This is a genomic window from Bacillus sp. KICET-3 (assembly GCF_033261025.1).
Classification (GTDB): domain Bacteria; phylum Bacillota; class Bacilli; order Bacillales; family Bacillaceae; genus Bacillus; species Bacillus sonorensis.
On sequence record NZ_CP137345.1, the window covers coordinates 590,795 to 609,651 of the forward strand.

At 47.5% G+C, this 18,857-nt stretch carries 17 protein-coding genes and 2 riboswitches; of the genes, 9 read left to right on the forward strand and 8 right to left on the reverse strand.

The window, feature by feature from the left end; translation table 11 throughout:
* The first annotated feature begins 317 nt into the window (after positions 1-317).
* A riboswitch (cyclic di-AMP (ydaO/yuaA leader) is annotated at positions 318-464 on the forward strand.
* A gap of 103 nt (positions 465-567) precedes the next feature.
* The gene (locus tag R5H20_RS02920) at positions 568-2,388 is read left to right on the forward strand and encodes an APC family permease (protein WP_006638744.1); all 1,821 of its coding nucleotides are present in this window, start codon (positions 568-570) and stop codon (positions 2,386-2,388) included.
* Between the two features lie 111 nt (positions 2,389-2,499).
* Positions 2,500-4,221, forward strand: a complete 1,722-nt coding sequence (locus R5H20_RS02925) for a pyruvate oxidase (protein ID WP_006638745.1) — start codon at positions 2,500-2,502, stop codon at positions 4,219-4,221.
* 38 nt (positions 4,222-4,259) lie between these two features.
* Here R5H20_RS02925 and R5H20_RS02930 read toward each other — a convergent pair whose 3' ends face one another.
* Entirely contained in the window at positions 4,260-5,228 is a 969-nt protein-coding gene (locus R5H20_RS02930; RefSeq protein ID WP_029418966.1) for a helix-turn-helix transcriptional regulator, read from the reverse strand.
* A 114-nt stretch (positions 5,229-5,342) separates the two neighbouring features.
* Between R5H20_RS02930 and R5H20_RS02935 the strand changes: the two genes are divergently transcribed.
* Positions 5,343-6,173: an SDR family NAD(P)-dependent oxidoreductase gene (locus R5H20_RS02935; protein WP_006638747.1), complete on the forward strand. Its 831-nt coding sequence runs from the start codon at positions 5,343-5,345 to the stop codon at positions 6,171-6,173.
* Positions 6,174-6,252: 79 nt separating this feature from the next.
* On the opposite strand, the gene R5H20_RS02940 is transcribed toward R5H20_RS02935, so the two are convergent.
* From R5H20_RS02940 to aspA, 5 genes are all read right to left on the reverse strand, one after another.
* Positions 6,253-6,504 carry a hypothetical protein gene (locus R5H20_RS02940; protein ID WP_006638748.1) on the reverse strand — a complete coding sequence of 84 codons (252 nt, stop codon included), beginning with the start codon at positions 6,502-6,504 and terminating at the stop codon, positions 6,253-6,255.
* Positions 6,505-6,571: 67 nt separating this feature from the next.
* Complete coding sequence (locus R5H20_RS02945) at positions 6,572-7,120, reverse strand: GNAT family N-acetyltransferase (RefSeq protein ID WP_006638749.1); 549 nt, start codon at positions 7,118-7,120, stop codon at positions 6,572-6,574.
* Between the two features lie 57 nt (positions 7,121-7,177).
* On the reverse strand, positions 7,178-8,458 hold the full coding sequence (locus tag R5H20_RS02950) for an Nramp family divalent metal transporter (RefSeq protein ID WP_006638750.1): 1,281 nt from the start codon (positions 8,456-8,458) through the stop codon (positions 7,178-7,180).
* Positions 8,459-8,637: 179 nt separating this feature from the next.
* Positions 8,638-8,898: a GlsB/YeaQ/YmgE family stress response membrane protein gene (locus R5H20_RS02955; RefSeq protein ID WP_006638751.1), complete on the reverse strand. Its 261-nt coding sequence runs from the start codon at positions 8,896-8,898 to the stop codon at positions 8,638-8,640.
* A 97-nt stretch (positions 8,899-8,995) separates the two neighbouring features.
* On the reverse strand, positions 8,996-10,417 hold the full coding sequence (gene aspA, locus R5H20_RS02960) for an aspartate ammonia-lyase (RefSeq protein ID WP_006638752.1): 1,422 nt from the start codon (positions 10,415-10,417) through the stop codon (positions 8,996-8,998).
* Between the two features lie 306 nt (positions 10,418-10,723).
* Between aspA and R5H20_RS02965 the strand changes: the two genes are divergently transcribed.
* A complete protein-coding gene (locus tag R5H20_RS02965; protein WP_006638753.1) occupies positions 10,724-11,920 on the forward strand; it encodes a macrolide family glycosyltransferase in 1,197 nt (398 codons plus the stop codon).
* A 28-nt stretch (positions 11,921-11,948) separates the two neighbouring features.
* Here the strand turns inward: R5H20_RS02965 and R5H20_RS02970 are convergent, their stop codons facing one another.
* Positions 11,949-12,041 carry a DUF2188 domain-containing protein gene (locus tag R5H20_RS02970; RefSeq protein ID WP_224254457.1) on the reverse strand — a complete coding sequence of 31 codons (93 nt, stop codon included), beginning with the start codon at positions 12,039-12,041 and terminating at the stop codon, positions 11,949-11,951.
* A 371-nt stretch (positions 12,042-12,412) separates the two neighbouring features.
* Between R5H20_RS02970 and R5H20_RS02975 the strand changes: the two genes are divergently transcribed.
* A complete protein-coding gene (locus R5H20_RS02975; RefSeq protein ID WP_006638756.1) occupies positions 12,413-13,234 on the forward strand; it encodes an EcsC family protein in 822 nt (273 codons plus the stop codon).
* Between the two features lie 38 nt (positions 13,235-13,272).
* On the opposite strand, the gene R5H20_RS02980 is transcribed toward R5H20_RS02975, so the two are convergent.
* A complete protein-coding gene (locus tag R5H20_RS02980; RefSeq protein WP_040348472.1) occupies positions 13,273-14,565 on the reverse strand; it encodes a Na+/H+ antiporter NhaC family protein in 1,293 nt (430 codons plus the stop codon).
* Between the two features lie 126 nt (positions 14,566-14,691).
* On the opposite strand from R5H20_RS02980, the gene R5H20_RS02985 reads away from it, so the two are divergent.
* The 4 genes from R5H20_RS02985 to R5H20_RS03000 all read left to right on the forward strand — a co-directional run bounded on the left by R5H20_RS02985 (position 14,692) and on the right by R5H20_RS03000 (position 18,800).
* Positions 14,692-15,384 (forward strand): DUF4937 domain-containing protein, encoded by a 693-nt coding sequence (locus R5H20_RS02985; RefSeq protein WP_006638758.1) that lies wholly within the window; start codon positions 14,692-14,694, stop codon positions 15,382-15,384.
* Positions 15,385-15,500: 116 nt separating this feature from the next.
* Positions 15,501-15,938, forward strand: coding sequence for a glucose starvation-inducible protein GsiB (gene gsiB, locus R5H20_RS02990; RefSeq protein WP_006638759.1), 438 nt, complete (start codon positions 15,501-15,503; stop codon positions 15,936-15,938).
* 290 nt (positions 15,939-16,228) lie between these two features.
* Positions 16,229-17,269 carry an AI-2E family transporter gene (locus R5H20_RS02995; RefSeq protein WP_006638760.1) on the forward strand — a complete coding sequence of 347 codons (1,041 nt, stop codon included), beginning with the start codon at positions 16,229-16,231 and terminating at the stop codon, positions 17,267-17,269.
* 71 nt (positions 17,270-17,340) lie between these two features.
* Positions 17,341-17,481: riboswitch (cyclic di-AMP (ydaO/yuaA leader) on the forward strand.
* Positions 17,482-17,555: 74 nt separating this feature from the next.
* Positions 17,556-18,800 carry a dicarboxylate/amino acid:cation symporter gene (locus tag R5H20_RS03000; RefSeq protein ID WP_006638761.1) on the forward strand — a complete coding sequence of 415 codons (1,245 nt, stop codon included), beginning with the start codon at positions 17,556-17,558 and terminating at the stop codon, positions 18,798-18,800.
* Positions 18,801-18,857: the final 57 nt, after the last annotated feature.

Genomic DNA, 18,857 nt, shown 5'->3' on the forward strand with positions numbered 1-18,857 from the left:
AATATGGTGAAGGTATTTGGTAGCCGCACCATTAAATCGTTACATCCATCTTTTTCATCGACTGTGATCATTATTGAAGCTCCATGTACACAAATGCAATCATCTTCATTTTTTCCTTCTTAATACGGGTTTGCTTGCAGAAAATGACGAAATGGAATGAATAATTATTCCGAATTATTCCATCTGATTCAGTTTTTTAATCTCTGACCAGAACTTTTGTTTTTATCAAATATCTACATAAATATTTAACATAGCCTATTCCAAAAAAGTATTTACAACAGACATAAACGGGAGTATGATCTCTCTATAAAACGTATATTTCAAAATCGCTTAATCTAAAAGAGCGGGGGAACCAATCAGGGGCATATAATTGCCTTTTGGGGTGAATCCTTTTAAAAGGTAGGGCAAACTCTCATGAGCCCGAATCCGTCAGCTAACCTCGTAAGCGTTAAGAGAGAGGGAAATCACCTGGGAACACATAAAGCCGATTCCGCAGGGGCTGTTTGCCTCTGTGCTTTTTTGTGTGAAAAAATACGGAAATAACCAGCAAAGAAGGAGAAGTCGATCATGTACAGTACAATAAAGCGCTTTTTAATCGGTAAGCCTTTGAAATCAAAAGAGCTTGGGGAACAAAAGATCACGAAGACAAAGGCGCTTGCTTTACTATCCTCAGATGCTCTGTCTTCCGTCGCTTACGGTACAGAGCAGATTTTAATCGTATTGGCGGCTGTCAGTGCGGCTGCATTATGGTATTCACTGCCGATTGCGGTAGGTGTTCTGATTCTGTTGACGGCATTAATCCTTTCGTATCGACAGATCATTTTCTCTTATCCGCATGGAGGAGGGGCCTATGTTGTATCAAGAGAAAACCTCGGCGTGAATCCGGGGCTTCTCGCAGGCGGCTCACTGCTCGTCGATTACATTTTGACAGTCGCGGTCAGCGTGTCAGCGGGAACCGATGCGATCACATCAGCGCTCCCTTCTTTACATCCATATCACTTGCTGATCGCGGTCGTACTTGTTTTGCTGATCATGATATTAAATTTGCGCGGATTGACGGAATCTGCTTCGATATTGGCATATCCGGTCTACCTGTTCGTTGCCGCGCTCTTGATTCTGATTGCGGTAGGCGGCTATAAACTGCTGACCGGACAAATCGAACCGGCGGAGCATGCAGCCATCGGGACGCCTGTCGCCGGCTTGTCCCTGTTTCTCCTGCTCAAAGCCTTTTCATCCGGCTGTTCCGCACTAACGGGGGTAGAGGCGATTTCGAATGCGATACCGGCTTTTAGAGACCCGGCGCCAAGAAACGCCGCAAATACCCTTGTGATGATGGGAATATTGCTCGCCGTTCTGTTTTCCGGAATCACGTGGCTTGCGTTCGGCTACGGCATCATGCCGAAAGGCGAGGAAACGGTTGTTTCCCAGATCGCCTCGGAAACGTTTGGGCGGTCATTCCTTTACTTTTTCATACAGGGGACGACTTCGATGATTTTAGTATTGGCCGCAAACACCGGATTTTCGGCCTTCCCGCAGCTTGCGTTTAATTTGGCCCGGGATAAATACATGCCGAGAATGTTTACGGTCAGAGGCGACCGCTTAGGCTATTCAAACGGGATCATCTTTCTCGGTTTTGCATCGATCTTGCTGATTCTATTATTTAACGGACAGACGGAGCATCTCATTCCTTTATACGCGGTCGGTGTGTTTATCCCGTTTACGCTTTCACAAACGGGCATGTGTCTGAAATGGATCAGGCAAAAGCCGGCCGGCTGGGTTTGGAAAATGATGATCAATGCTATCGGCACCTTGATCTCCGCCGCCGTGCTGCTGATATTGTTCATTACAAAGTTTCCGCTAGTATGGCCGATCCTCGTCTTCATGCCGATTGTCATCTGGGTCTTCTACGCGGTGAAAAAGCACTATAATGCGGTCGGCGAGCAGCTTAGGATGACAGGAAAGCCTTTGGAACCGATCGAAGGAAACATCGTCATCGTCCCTGTCGCCGGTGTGACAAGCGTCGTCGAAAAGTCGATCCAATACGCGAAGACCTTGTCAGATCAGGTGATTGCCGTCCATGTATCATTTGACAAAGAAGAAGAGAAAAAGATCGAGAAAAAATGGGAGGAGCTGAACAACGGCGTCAGACTCGTCACGCTTTATTCGTCATACCGGAGCCTGATCTATCCTTTGGAAAAATTTCTGGAAACGGTTGAAGCGAAAGCGGCGACTTACAACTATTCTGTCATGGTTCTTGTTCCGCAGTTTATCCCGAAAAAAAGCTGGCACAACATTCTTCACAATCAGTCCGCATTTTTGCTGCGGCTGAGACTTTTATGGAAAAAAGACATCGTCGTCGCCACGCTCCCATACCATTTTAAAAAGTGAAAAAGCTTGCAGAGACACATCTCTGCAAGCTTTTTTTGTTTGGATTCGCAGGGGGACGTTTGAGCAAAAATGGAATGTGGTAAGGAAGGAAGAAAGGAAGGAGGACGTGATATGGCATACAAAACCGCAGGAAAAATAGCAGCAGAACTGCTGAAGGAATGGAATATCGATCATATTTACGGCATGCCGGGAGACAGCATCAATGAATTGATCAATGAATTGCGGCATGAAAAAAACAGCCTCCGCTTTATTCAGGTGCGCCATGAAGAAACAGCCGCTCTTGCTGCCGCGGCTGATGCGAAATTGACGGGGAAAATCGGCGTCTGTCTTTCGATAGCGGGGCCTGGCGCCGTTCATCTGCTTAACGGGCTTTATGACGCAAAAGCGGACGGTGTCCCGGTGCTTGCCATTACGGGGCAGGTGGCCTCAAATGAAATCGGCAGGGATATGTTTCAGGAAATCGGTCTTGAGCGGATGTTTGAGAATGTATCTGTTTTCAATCAGCAGGTTCATTCAGCCGAAGCGCTCCCCGACCTGTTGAATCAGGCGATTCGGACAGCCTACAGCCAAAAAGGGGTCGCCGTCCTCAGCGTATCAGACGACCTGTTTGCGGAAAAAATCAAACGGAAGCCTGCTTATACGTCGGCGCTTTATATCGATGGCGGACTGCAGCCGAAAAAAAGCCAGCTTTTGCAGTGCGCCCAATTGATCAATCAAGCGAAACAGCCGGTGATATTGGCCGGAAAAGGAATGAAATCAGCGGGAGATGAGCTGCTGGAATTTGCAGATAAAGCAGCGGCGCCGATCATCATTACGCTCCCGGCGAAAGGCGTTGTTCCAGACCGCCATCCTTATGTGCTCGGGAATCTCGGCCATATCGGGACAAAGCCGGCGTCTGAAGCGATGGAAGAATGCGATCTTTTGATCATGCTGGGGACCTCGTTTCCGTATCGGGATTATCTGCCGGAAGATACCCCGGCGATTCAGCTTGACGCTGATCCTGCGAAAATCGGGAAGCGCTATCCGGTTACGGCAGGACTCGTATGCGATGCAAAAACAGGCCTGGCAGAGCTGACAAAGACAATCGAACGTAAAACAAACCGGTCATTTTTGGAAAGCTGTACAGAGTATATGAACAAATGGCGGTACCATATTGAAAAGGATGAACAGAAAGCGACCGATCCGCTCAAGCCGCAGCAGGTGATCGCAAGGCTTCAAGATGCGGTGGCTGACGACGCGGTTTTATCGGTTGACGTCGGTAATGTGACGGTATGGATGGCCCGCCATTTTGACATGGCCGATCAGGACTTTCTCATTTCAAGCTGGCTCGGCACGATGGGCTGCGGCCTGCCCGGCGCGATAGCCGCCAAGCTGTCACACCCGGAGCGCCAGGCAGTGGCCGTTTGCGGAGACGGCGGCTTCAGTATGTCAATGCACGACTTTCCGACAGCGGTTAAATATGATCTGCCGATTGTCATCGTCATCTTAAACAATCAAAACCTCGGCATGATTCAATATGAACAGCAGGAAAAAGGGCATATTGAATTTGCAACAAAGCTTGAAAACGTCGATTATGCCAAATTTGCAGAAGCGTGCGGAGGAAAAGGCTTCAGCGTGAAAAAGCATGAAGAGCTTATTCCTGCGCTGAAAAACGCGTTTAAGTCACAGACAGCGGCCGTCATTGATGTGGCCATTGAAGACGAACCGCCGCTTCCGGGAAAAATTTCATACACACAAGCAGCAAGCTTCAGTAAATATATGCTGAAAAAATTCGTTGAGAAAAAAGAGCTTGACCTGCCTCCGTTAAAGAAAAGCTTAAGGCGTCTGTTTTAGGCCATCCCCGGATCACCTCTTTTTAAGAGGTGATTTTTTCATTCGTATTCCCGCCTGAAAAAGTCGACCGCCGCCTCAGCGGCTTTTATCAGGGCCTTGCGCAATTCCGGGGGTTCCGTCACTTTTAGCTGATCGCCGAATCCCAATACATATTCCTTTGCCTCCCTCTCTGTATCAAAGGAGAACGTAACCGGTATCCAGCCATCCTCCCCTGGGGCCTCTTTTTCAACGGCTTTCACAAACCGGCCCGTGAACATCAGCCTCGGAACGATAGCTGGTGCGGCCAAACCGCGTACTTCGTATGTCGGCAGATTGTCTATGAACGATTTCATTGATGCTTCCCAATATTGGGCCAGATTAAAATCGTCAGGTCTGGTAAACGTTTCGTCGAGAGGCTCCGCAGAGCGGATGCGGGAAGCTCTGTAGTTTCTGACGCTTTCTCCATGCGACGCGACAAGATACCAGACGCGCCCTTTTGCCGCCAGACCAAGCGGACACACAATCCGGACGCTTGTGTTTCCGTCTGCCCGTTCATAAATGATCTTGAGCTTGTTTTCTCTCCATATCGCTTTTTGAAGAACGGCAAAAGCGGCTATTTTTTCTTTCTGGTTTCGCCAAGTGCCTGTATCAATATGAATGCGGCTCCACACTTCCTTTGCCTGTTCCCTGTATAAAGGCGGAAGGGAGGCGATTAATTTATGTCTCGCTTCCCGGGAAGACCGGGCAAGTCCGAGATCCTCAAGCAGCTGTAAAGAAGGAGAAATGAACAGCGATCTGATCTCCTGTTCTTTTAAGCCTGTAAGCTTTGTTTGGTAGTCCTCCATCAGCCGCCAGCCGCCGTTTTTCCCGCGTTCTGCATAAACGGGTATTCCAGCTCTGCTGAGCGCTTCCATATCTCTGTGGATCGTACGTTCAGACACTTCAAGCTGTTCGGCCAATGTTTTTGCGGACATCCGCCCGTAAGACTGCAACAGCAAAACAATTGACAGCAGCCGGTCTCCTCTCATCGCCATCACCTTTTTTCCTTTGTTCTGCCTTCCATTAAATAAAACATGACAAAAGGTGTCAAGATTAAACCTTTATGATAGACATCGATTCTCTAAGAAAGGAATGACGGATAAATGGAAAGCTTGAAAGGAAAAATTGCGCTTGTAACGGGTGCAAGCAGGGGAGCGGGCCGCGCGATTGCGATAGAATTGGGAAAGGCCGGGGCCACGGTCTATGTCAGCGGAAGAAGCACGAAAGGAAATACGACAAACCGGTGGCCCGGCTCGATTGATGATACCGTGTCGGAAATTGAGGCAGCAGGAGGGAAAGCGGCGGGAGCGGTATGCGACCATACGAACGACTCGGAAACAGAGCGTCTCATCGATCGAATCAGGGCAGAACAAGGACGTCTCGATATCCTTGTCAACAATGTCTGGGGCGGAAACGAGCTGAAAATTGAATCAACTTCTTTTTGGGAGCAGCCGCGAGAGCATTGGGATCATATGTTCACAGCAGGGGTCCGCGCGCAGCTTATGACCAATTACTATGCCATACCGCTTATTCGCCAAAATGGGGCGGGAGTGATCATCCACACGACCTTCTGGAACAGAGACAAGTATATCGGTAATTTTTACTACGATCTGGCCAAAAATGCGTTGAACCGGATGGCGTACGGACTCTCGGTTGAGCTGAAGAAGGATGGCATCGCCGTTTTGGCATTGTCTCCGGGTTTTATGAGGACGGAGCTCGTGCTGCGGGCGTTTCAGACAGATGAGGGGCACTGGCATGAAAAAGAGGAATTGGAGCGGACGGAATCGCCGCATTATGTCGGACGGGCGGCGGTCTGTCTGGCAGGTGATCCGAATATTTTAGAGAAAAGCGGCAAGGTGCTCAGAGCCGGAGACTTGGCGGAAGAATACCGGTTTACAGATGTAGACGGCCGGAGAATTCCGCCGTTTGAATGATAAAACGGGAAAGCCTGCCCCGACATGTTCGGAAAGCAGGCTTTCTAAATCCGTGTATTTTACTTTGTTTATGATTAGCTCATTTCTTTTTCTTCATCGCCGCGGCCATGAATGGAAGAACCGTTCCGAACAGCATTGTGCCGCCGAAGAAATTCCCGAGATACGGCTGACCGATCAAATAGCAGACAGCAAATATGACCACCGCCAGCCCGATCATCGAGAAGGCCGGATAAAATCTTTTTTGAAAGCTTGTCTTTTGGGTGATCAGAAAAAATATCAGTCCGACAATCAGCGGAATGATCCATAGGTAAAATAATATCAGTACTTTCATCTTCAAAACTCCATATTTTTTTATCTCATCATACCAGATTTCAGGTGAAAATGCGTGTGACAAATTCCTAAATCATGTTCTGGTAGTCTTCCCGCAGCAGGCCGTAAACGAAATGATCGGCAAAATGGTCATGGAGCCATTCGCATTGTCTGAGGCGGCCCTCTTTCGTAAAGCCCAGCCTTTCAGGGATGGCCTGGCTTTTCATATTTTTTGTTGCGGCCCTGATTTCGATCCGGTTTAATTCATAATCATTGAACAGCATGTCAATCAGCGCGCGGCATGCCTCCGTCATAATTCCTTTCCCCTGAAACGGCTCCCCGAGCCAGTAACCCAGAGAAGTCGTGCGGTTGATCCAATTGACATAGTGCAGTCCGATGATTCCTGCGAACTCGTTTTGATACCAGATCCCCGCCTGAAAACCGTTATTCGCCGCGGTCTGCTTCATGCTTTCTTCAATAAAGGCTTCACTGTCTTCAAGCTTCTTCGTCCCGTCTACCCAAAACAGCCATTTTCTTAAATGACGCTTAGACTGCTGAACCATCATATAAACGTCGCGCGCATCTTTCGGTTCAAGCATCTTTAAATACAAGTCATCATTGATCGTCAGTGTAAACATCCAGGATCCTCCTTTTTAACAGTATCATATAAAAAAAGCCGACCGAAGTCAGCTTTTCTAACCAAAAATTGTATCAAAGATCAGGAAGATGTTCAGTGAGACGATGAGCGCGGCGATGAGCCAGGAAACGGCTGTCACCCACTTCGCATTTGTAAGGCTTCCCATAATCCGTTTATTGCTCGTAAATAAAATGAGCGGAATCAGGGCAAAGGCGATTCCGAAAGACAGGACGACCTGGCTTAACACGAGAGCTGTCGTCGGATTGACGCCTGATGCAATGATGGCGATCGGCGGCAGAATCGTAATAAAACGTCTCAGGTAAAGCGGAATCCTGAAATTGATAAACCCCTGCATAATAATATCCCCTGAAAGCGTCCCGACAGAAGAGCTTGATAATCCGGCAATGAGAAGACCGATGCCGAATAATACGGCGGATAGCGGACTGACCATGCTGCTGAAGTGATGAAAGGCCACATCAAGGTCCTCGACGAAAATGCCGTTTTTGAAGAATAATGCGGCGGCAACAATCAGCATGCTGGCATTGATCGCCCCGGCGACAAGCATCGCGATTAAAATATCGATGAATTCAAAGCGGAAAATCTTTTTCTTTTCCGCTTCCGTTTTACCGACCACTCTCCTCTGTGTGAGTGCGGAGTGAAGGTAAATCGCATGAGGCATGACCGTCGCACCGAGAATTCCCGCCGCCAAGAGAATACTGTCCGCGCCGTTGAAGCGGGGAACCAGCATCCCTTCAAGCACCGCTACGGGATCCGGTTTTGCAAAAAAGGTCTGTAAAGCAAACGCGATGACGACGATAAACAGCATCCCGGTAATCGCCGCTTCAAGGGGGCGGAAGCCGCGTCTTTGCAGTTCCAAAATCGCGAATGACCCGACAGCGGCAATGATGGAAGCCTCTAAAAGCGGAATGCCGAACAAAAGATAAAGTCCAAGCGCGGCGCCGATAAATTCGGCAAGGTCTGTCGCGATCACGACCAGTTCGCCTTGAATCCACAAGCCGAAAGAAACCGGCTTTGGAAATTCCTCTCTGGCGACCTCAGGCAGGTTTTTTCCCGTCGCAATCCCCAGTTTTGCTGATAATGACTGAATAAGAAGCGCCATAATATTAGAAAAAAGAATAACCCATAATAGCAGATACCCGTATTTGGAACCGGCAGCGATATTTGTGGCAAAGTTCCCCGGGTCAATATAAGCGATGGCAGCTATAAAAGCCGGGCCTAAAAAGGGAAGAAGCCTTTTCAAGCCTCTGCTTTTTCCATCCAATGCGTCTTGAGCGTCTTTTGATATTTGTGTGTGTCTGGACATATCGTTACTGATCATCTGATTCACCTAGATTCTATGTTGTTTTTCCTTGTGCTATAAATGTTTCCTTAGTGCAAATTATATGTTCATCATATGCCTGCCATCATCAATTGTCAACTGTTAGATTTTATAGTGTATGCATTTTTGCACAAACAAAAACCAGCATCGCTGCGAAACGATGCTGGCATGGATGCTGCTTATGCTTGAGACCCCATTCTTCCGCGGAAGATCAGGCTTAAGATAAAGACGAGAATCGCGGCGCCGATAATGGCGGGAAAGATGGCGAATCCCGCAATATCAGGGCCCCAAGTGCCGAACAGCCCATGGCCGATCCAGGCCCCGATAAAACCGACCACCATTGAGCCGATGATGCCGCCCGGAGCGCCGTTGCCGCCGATGGCACCTCCGATTAAACCGATGACAATTGCAACAATCACTGAAACGAGAAATCCTAACATTGTCCTTTCACCCTCTTTCAAATGATTTATATTATGTCTTTAGCCCTGCCAAGACGAATATAAACGTTTGAAAGCATATCAGCGTTTGAAAAGACGTTTATTCCTCAAGCAATGAAGCGCCGGCGATGCCGGGATGCGTCATTTCATAAGGATCAAGAATCAAGTCAAGCTCTTCCTCTGTCAAAACATCATGCAGCAGGCAGAGCTCGCGGACAGACCGTCCTGTGGCAATCGCTTCCTTTGCAATCCGCGCTGCGGCTTCATAGCCGAGGTGGGGGTTGACCGCCGTAATCACGCCAACGCTTTTTTCGACGAATTCTTTCAGCCTGATTTCATTCGCTTCTATCCCTGCGACACAATAATCCGTAAATACGCGGAATCCGTTGTTCATGATCTTGATCGATTGCAGCAGATTAAATACAAGGACAGGCTCCATGACGTTTAATTCGAGCTGGCCCGCTTCAGAAGCAAGGCAAATGGTATGGTCATTGCCGATGACCTGGAATGCGATCTGGTTCATCACCTCGGGCATCACCGGATTCACTTTGCCCGGCATAATGGAAGAACCGGGCTGGCGGGGAGGGAGGCGGATCTCTGCGAGTCCGGCCCTTGGGCCTGACGCCATTAGACGGAGGTCATTGGCGATCTTGGACATATTCATCATTCCTACTTTCAGTGCAGATGATACCTCTGTGTAGGCGTCCGTATTTTGGGTGGCGTCGACAAGGTGTTCTGCCCCGACAAGCTCATACCCGCTGATGTCGGATAAATGTTTGACTACGTTTCTGATATATCTCGGATCGGCGTTCAGGCCGGTTCCCACCGCCGTCGCCCCCATGTTGACTTCATAGAGGTGGTGCCGGGATTGTTTAATCCGCTCGATGTCGCGTTCGATGACGCGCGAATACGCTTCAAACTCTTGCCCGAGGCGGATCGGCACGGCGTCTTGAAGATGGGTCCTCCCCATTTTAATGACGGAGTCAAATTCAGCCGCTTTTTTTCGGAAGGCGTCCAGCATATCCTCCATCGTCGCTATCAGCTTTCTCATGTGATTTAAGGTTGCCAGATGAATGGCTGTCGGAAAAACGTCATTCGTTGACTGGGCCATATTGACGTGAGTATTGGGGCTTAAATGGAAGTAATCTCCTTTTTCTCTCCCTAAAAGCTCTAATCCTCTGTTGGCGATGACCTCGTTTGTATTCATATTCATTGAAGTTCCGGCTCCGCCCTGAATGGGATCGACGATGAAATGATCATGCCAATGGCCGTCTATCACTTCACCGGCCGCTTTTACTATCACTTCGCCAAGATCTTTATACAGCCGCTTAATTTCCATATTGGAAAGGGCGGCGGCTTTTTTGACCATCGCCAGCGCTTTAATGAGCTCTTCATCAATCTGATAGCCGGTAATGGGAAAGTTTTCAACGGCCCTCATCGTCTGTACGCCGTAATATGCATCTGCTGGGACTTCTTTTTCGCCTAAAAAATCTTTTTCAATCCGGGTGGTGTTCGTATCCATTGTTTGACATCCTCCGTAATGTTGTTTCTTATGCTGTAGTGTGCCACGAACCACCGGGTTTTAGTTTTTGAACGAAAAAAAAGTAAAATTGGCTCGGAAATGCCGGCTGTCAAGAAATAAAAAGCCCTTTTTTATTAAACATATCCGCTTATTTGCATGCAGGGGAATTTTTAAGGAAACATATGCAAAAAGATATAAATAGTAAAATAGTTATGTCTATTTATTATTAACTTAATTAAATACTTTACGATCACGCTTTTTTGTAGTAAAGTCCTTAATAAAATTTCAAAAGAAAGGAAGATCACAATGGGAAAAGCGCTGATGATCAACTTCCCCGGCGAAGGTCACATCAATCCCTCTTTAGGCGTGACAAAAGAGCTTCAAAGCAGGGGAGAGACGATCGTTTATTATGCTGTTGAAGAATATGCAGAAAAAATCAAAAAAACAGGGGCTGAGGTCCGTTTGTACCCGGACTTCAGAGAGACGATATCCTTTGGAAAAAACATGACGGGCGATGAAAACAGGGACTATGCCGAAATGATGTACCATATGGCGAAAAAAGCCATCGATATCGTTGATCTGATATATGAAGAAGTCCGCCATGAAACGTACGACTATGTCATTTTTGATCATCACTTTTTGGCGGGAAAAATCATTGCCGAAAAGCTTGGGCTTCCGGGCATCTCATTGTGCACGACGTTCGCGATCAATAAAGACATGGGAAGATCGTTTCAAAATAAGCAGGGTGACTTGGAAAGCTCACCTTATTTTGAAAAATTCAAACGGATGGTTGCAGAACTAAACGAGCGTTATCCAGTCAGATTTGAGGATCCGTTCGATGTTTTCCTTTGTCCGGGGGATATCACGATTGTCTTTACTTCAAGAGAATTCCAGCCGCAAGCGGATAAGTTTGGAGACGATTATTTGTTTGTGGGGCCGTCCATCACCAGCCGGCCGGAATCTGCCGATTTTCCGTTCGTCGAACTGGAGGGTGAAAAAGTCATCGTCATTTCGATGGGGACGATTTTTAATCGGCAACAAGAGGTTTACAATATGTGCATTGAAGCTCTGAAGGATTTTGACGGCAAAGTGGTGATGTCAATCGGCAAATATACGGACCCGGCCGATCTTGATCCGATCCCTGATCATTTTATTGTTAGGCCGTATATTCCGCAGCTGGAGCTTTTGAAAATAGCCGATTTATTCGTCACGCACGGGGGAATGAACAGCACAAATGAAGGGCTCTACTTCGATACGCCGCTTCTCGTCATCCCGATGGGAGGAGATCAATTTCTTGTCGCCGCCCAGGTCGAGAAGACAGGGGCCGGGCTGAAGCTTGACAAAAAGGAGCTCTCCTCAGCAGTGCTGCGGCAAAAAATAGAAGAAATCATCAATAACGGCTCCTATACCGCCGGCGCCGCGGACATCGGCCGGTCGCTGCGGGACGCCGGCGGCTACAGCAGGGCGGCGGATGCCATTTTCGGCATCATCCGGCAAACATGAGACGCTCCAACATCAGGAGCGTCTTTTTTTAGTCTATCCGTATCATGCTGCCGTCTTTCTTATGAACGATGACGGCGGTTCCTTTATTGCGGCCGATTTCCTTCGCCCGTTCCACCGCCACAGACTTTGTTTTTTCACTTCAATGGCGCGCTTGGCATCATCGGCTTTCACCGCCCGGCCTATGACATGCCCGCGCTTTTCCGTGAGCTCGGGGCGCTGATTCAATCCGCCGCCATCCAGTTTTGTCTCACCATCATTTTCCAAAAACGTCTTGGTTTCTGTTTTTCAGCCCACTCTTTTGCCCGGCTTATTGCGATCGGAATTACGCTCCGTTCTTCATACCCCTCGTGCGATTTTGTTTTGAGCGGAATAATCATCGCTCACTGACCATGGCATCCTCTCACCCCTCCTTTTTCGTATAGGTAAAAAAACACGGATTCTTAAGGCTGATCATTGTATACTATAAAAAACGGTAAGGAGGACAGGCGTTCCATGCATAATGAACAGACAGACCTAGAGGCCCAGCTGAAAGCCATTGAGAAATGGGAAAAGGAACAACAGAAAGTATGGTTTTGGGAACGGATCGGCCGGATTCCGTTTAAAGTGCTGGACAAGCTTACGCCGGCGTTTATCCAGGATAAAATCGGCGTCCTGCTCGATGAAATCGGAGGCTTTATTCAAAATGGCGGGCAATATTTGACGTCTGAAAAACATCTCATCCGGCAGTTTCAAAAAAAGCTTCCGGAAGAAACGATTCAAACAATTGAGGATATCAAAAAAGCACCGCTCTCTGTGATGGATCATATTTGTGAAGAGCTGGGAAAAAACAGGGCGAACACTGCTGCCGTCCAAGGCGCGACAACGGGTGTCGGCGGTTTGTTTACCCTTGCCGTTGATATTCCCGCCATTCTCGGCCTTTCCTTGAAAACGCTGCAGGATATCGCGGTCTCATACGGCTACGATCCGAAGGATAAAATGGAGCGCATGTTCATCATTAAATGCCTTCAGCTCAGTGCGGCGGACATAGTCGGAAAAAAAGCGATCATCGAAGAGCTCAGTACATATCATCAACAACCCGGCGCACGCCAGAACATGATCTCGCAAATTCAGGGATGGCGGGAAGTCGTCTATACGTACCGCGATTCTTTCGGCTGGAAAAAGCTCTTTCAAATGGTGCCTGTCGCCGGCATTCTCTTTGGGGCAATCTCAAACCGCTCAATGGTTGGCGGGGTTGCTGAAGCAGGGATGATGATGTATAAAAAACGGAGAATCCTTGAAAAGCTTGCAGAGCTGGAGCGAGAACAGGCGGAATAAGAAAAAACGGGCTGCCGATTAGATCGGCAGCCCGTAAATCATTTTGATGTTCTTGTGAAACGCGGCAGCCCGAATATGATCGCGGCAATCCCGCAGATGCCGATCAAAATCGGATAAAAGGAATAAGGCAGAATGCTGATCGGCGATATTTTCGCAATTTGCGCCGCTGACAGCATTTGTGCGCCGTAGGGGATCAGCCCCTGGATAGCGCAAGAAAAAATATCAAGGATGCTCGCCGACTTGCGATTGTCGATGCCGTATTGATCTGATAAATCTTTGGCGAGCGGCCCTGCAGTAATGATGGCTATCGTATTGTTGGCCGTGGCCAGGTTGGCGGTGCTGACAAGTCCGGCGATTCCGGCTTCGGCTCCTTTTTTTGAACGGATCCGGTTTGAAACGAAGTGAAGCAGAAAGGCGATTCCGCCGTTTCTCTTCATCATTTCCGCCATTCCGCCGATCAGAAGGGACAAAATGATCAGCTCAGACATGCCGCCGATCCCTTCAGTGATGGCGCTTAAATAGGAGTGAAGCGTCAGGCTGCCGTCAAAGATTCCGATAACACCGGACAAAACGATTCCGCCGAGGATGACGGCCATAACGTTGAACCCGAGAAGCGCAAAAATCAGCACGCCAAGGTATGGAAGCACCTTCACCCAGCTGTATGCCGCTTCCTGAGCCCCAAGATGCCCGCCTTGAGAGAAGATGACCAGCAGTATGACCGTTATCACCGCGGCGGGCAGTACGATCAAGAAATTGGTTTTGAACTTGTCCGCCATTTTCGTTTTCTGTGTACGAACCGCTGCAATCGTCGTATCAGAAATAAATGATAAATTGTCGCCGAACATCGCTCCGCCGACAACGGCAGCCACCGAAAGCGCAGCAGAAACGCCGATTTCGCCGCTGATTCCCGCGCCGATCGGAGCAAGAGCTGCGATCGTTCCAGTCGAGGTTCCAATTGAAATTGAAATAAAGGCAGCGATGATAAATAAGCCTGGAACCATAAACTGTTCAGGAATAAACGACAGGGCCAGATGCACCGTCGAGTCTACGGCTCCCATCGCTTTTGTGGCAGACGAAAAAGCGCCGGCCAAAATAAAAATCATGATCATAATCATAATATCGGGGTGGCCCGCGCCTTTTGCGAACCACTCCGTCTTTTGATTGAGCGTCTCTTTTCGGTTCATGGCCAATGAAAGAACCGAAGCGATCAGAGCGGCGGCGACTATTGGAAGGCTGTAGAAATCGCCGGTTACAATCCCTGATCCAACGAATAAACAGACAAATAATAAGAGCGGCAAAAGCCCGGAGGCTTTTCCGGTTTGGTTTTGCATGATGTACACCTCTTCTATTTCTTCAAACCCTTTTTCATCAATATCCAACACTTTAAAAGGCGAACGGTTAAAAGTCAAATGGTAAAATAAGTTCGGGAGAACATCAAACAAAAAGAGGGGGAGCATATGGAGGCCAATCCAGTACGACATGTAATCGAAATGGCAAAAGGAACGAAGGATGATATTCATTTTGCCGTTTCAGAAGTAAATGACCATTGCGTGCGGGCCGCGGTTTTAGAAGGTGAATGCCAGTGGCGCTTTCATCCGGATTCAGAAAAGCTGATCATCGTGTTGGAGGGGGAGCTATTGGTCGATGTCATGGATCACAGGACAGAAGTTCTGCAACGAAATGATTCATTTTTGATTCCAAGAGGCGCGATTTACAGGTTTCGTTCCAATCAACAGACCGTCTGTCTCTCGGTGGCAAAAACAGCGTCTGAAGCCGTCGGATTTGAAAAAGATAATGTGCTGAAGCTGATTCGGTGCAAGCCGGCCGGCCGGAATCGGCAGCCGTTCAGCGAAGCGCAGGCCAAATGGAAGCCGATTTCAAACATAAAAGGATTCGTCAGGCAGTGGGGCGGCTGGCTGGAGGCTGAAGAAGGGCCTGAAGCCGTGATCATGGCGCTTTGGAAGACGAAACAGGATTATATGAATTTCATGAAGAATGATCACGATCTTATCTATGAAACAACAAATCAAAAAGACACGTTTCATTCAAGCCATATTGAGCTGATAGAAGATCCGGCAGAGATCGGACGGGCATTGAAACGCCATTCGCCGGCCCTTGTCCCGGAATGGACGGTCGCTTGCAGGGCGTAATAAGCGTTGATCATCCCGAATGTTCTCCCGGCTCTTTCGTAAATGTGCTATTTTTGTTTACTCTTTTTCAGACGTGGAATGTAAAAACCATACCACTTAAAAAGGAGGAATTCAAAATGGCAGACAACAATGATAACAAAATGAGCCGGGAAGAAGCAGGCCGAAAAGGCGGAGAAGCCACAAGCAAAAACCATGATAAAGAATTCTACCAGGAGATCGGTGAAAAAGGCGGAGAAGCCACAAGCAAAAACCATGACAAAGAATTCTACCAGGAGATCGGTGAAAAAGGCGGAGAAGCTACAAGCAAAAACCATGACAAAGAATTCTACCAGGAGATCGGCCGAAAAGGCGGAGAGGCCACAAGCGAAAACCATGACAAAGAGTTCTACCAGGAGATCGGCCATAAAGGCGGAGAGAAAACAAGCGAAACCCATGGAAAGGAATTTTACCAGGAAATCGGTGAAAAAGGCGGAGAAGCCACAAGCAAAAACCATGATAAAGATTTTTACCGCGATATCGGCGAAAAAGGCGGAAGACAAAGAAGAAGCGGTTAAAAAGGAGAGAGGGGGGCTCCATTGGGGGCCTTCTCTTCTTCACTGCATCCTACTAAAGGATTTGAGTAGACAGACCTATCAAACCGATGGCCAAACAGTGATAAACCGGCGTCTGGTGTATATTTTTTTCGCTGTTTTGAAATATAAAATTTTTTATGATTTATTTAAGCGCGGAAAGAGATTTCCGCGCTTTTTTGTTATATAATTTACAGATGATACATCAAATTGTAATTATAAAGCTTGAATATGCTAATAGTTAAGGACTAAAGTACTGGTGGGAGTGTGCAAGAATGGCAGCGTTGATTAAATTTTTTCAGCATCCTGGGGTCAGGCGCTTTTTTGTTTTTGTTATTTTAACGGGGGTTTTATACCTTTTACGCAGCATGATGAATTTAATACTGCTCACATTTATTTTTACATTTTTAATGAATCGTTTGGAAAATGTGATCAGACATTTTTTAAACCGCTTTATTAGAGTCAGCCAGAAGCTGATTATATCCTGTTTATACGCTGCACTTGTTCTCGGGCTTTCGCTTGGCGGGGCGCTGTACTATCCTGTTATCGTCAAGCAGATTCAGCAGCTGATTAAACAGGGAAAATATATCGCTTCTCATCCAGACAGCATCCCTTTTCTCGATATGATCACCAATATGTTCGGCGATATCAACCTGACATCGTATTTGGAAAAGGGACTTAACTTTATCTATACATATATTACGGACATCGGCACATTCGGTCTGCAAATGGTGATGTCTTTGATTCTCAGTATGTTTTTCTTAATTGAAAAAGATAAAGTCATGAATTTGATGGATAAATTTAAAACGAGCAAAGTGGCCGTTTTTTATGAGGAGATTGCTTTTTTCGGTAGAAAATTCACGAGAACTTTCGGCAAGGTGCTTGAGGCTCAGTTCATCATCGCTTCTGTCAACTGCGCGTTAACGACCATCGCCCTTGGAATCATGGGTTTTCCTCAGCTTTTCGGCCTGGCGGTCATGGTATTTTTCCTCGGTTTGGTTCCTGTCGCCGGCGTTGTCATTTCTCTTATTCCGTTAAGCTTTATCGCCTACAGCATCGGCGGAATGGCTTATATCGTTTCCTTGGTGCTCGTCATTATGATCGTCCATGCGATTGAAACCTATTTCCTTAATCCGAAATTGATGTCTGCAAAGACGGAGCTGCCGATTTTTTTCACGTTTATCGTGTTGATTTTCTCAGAGCATTTCATAGGCATTTGGGGCCTGATCATCGGGATTCCGATTTTTGTGTTTTGCCTTGATGTTCTTGAGGTGACAAATAAGGACGAAAACCGGGACGCGAATCCTAATAAATAGCAAAAAATTGTAAAATGAAAAAGGTTGTTTACATATTTCGAATTATCAGGTATAAATGTAATATAACTTTATAACGCCACACGTTTAATCCTTTTTTAGGAGTGGGGGACCCGATCATTTGGGGTGAATTTTTCCGTTCCATGCGAGCGGAAAGACGGACATCTCTTCGTCCGAACCCGTCAGCTAACCTCATCAACGTGAAGAGAGTCATGTGGAACCAAATCAAATGGTAAAAGTCCATGGGAGACCTCTCTCATGGGCTTTTTTTCAAAAGGGGGAAACTTTATTGAAATTGGCAACGAAAATCATCATTGGTTTAATTCTTGGTGCGGTAGTCGGTATTGTGTTAAACGTCACATCGCCTGACCTGTTCTCGAAGCTCAATACGTTCCTATTCGGGCCGCTCGGGACCATCTTTTTAAATCTCATTAAGATGCTTGTTGTTCCAATTGTATTCTTTTCTCTGACATTGGGGGTAGCGGGGCTTGGAGATCCCAAGAAGCTCGGCAGAATCGGTGCGAAAACGATCGCGTACTTTTTATCGACAACAGCGGTCGCCATCATTATCGGCCTTATCTTGGCCTTGGTCATTAAACCGGGAGAAATCGGGTCATATGATACAAGCTCTGCGGAATATTCAGCCGAAAAAGCGCCGAGCATAGCGGAAACGCTGCTGAACATCATTCCGACAAATCCGGTTCAAGCGATGGCCGAAGGAAATATGCTGCAAATCATCGCTTTCTCCATCCTCGTGGGACTCGGGATTACAATGCTCGGGAAAAAAGCGGACGCTCTTCTGAAAGTGGTTGAACAAGGCAACGAATTGATGATGTATCTCGTCAACCTTGTGATGAAATTTGCGCCGTATGGGACGTTCGGTTTGATCGCGACAGCAATCGGCAGCCAGGGATGGAGCGCGATCAAAGCGATGGGATTGTACATGATCGTTGTCATATTGGCACTTGTCATCCACACGATCGTCACTTACGGTACGACGATTGCATTGTTCGCAAAGCGGAATCCGATTACATTCTTTAAGGACTTCTCAGAGGTTATGATCGTTGCGTTCAGTACGTCAAGCAGTAATGCGACACTGCCGGTTTCCATGGATGTCGCGCAAAGAAAGCTGAAAGTGCCGGAGCCGATCAGCAGTTTCGTTCAGCCGCTCGGTGCTACGATCAACATGGATGGAACGGCGATCATGCAAGGGGTTGCGACCATCTTTATCGCTCAGGTTTACGGGGTGGATCTCACAATGCCACAGCTGTTGATGGTTGTGTTGACCGCCGTGCTGGCAAGCATCGGTACAGCAGGGGTGCCCGGCGTGGGTCTGATCATGCTGGCGATGGTTCTTCAATCTGTTAATCTTCCTGTTGCCGGAATTGCCTTAATTTTGGGAATTGACCGACTTCTAGACATGATCCGGACGGCTGTCAACACGACAGGGGATGCGGCATGTGCCGTGATTGTTACCGAAACGGAGAAAAAGCATGGCAAAATCGAAGCGCCTCATTCAGAAGTGTCTATGTAATGCGGTGAAAAATGCTATAATCAAACAGTGCCTTTTGGCACTGTTTATTTTTTTGGA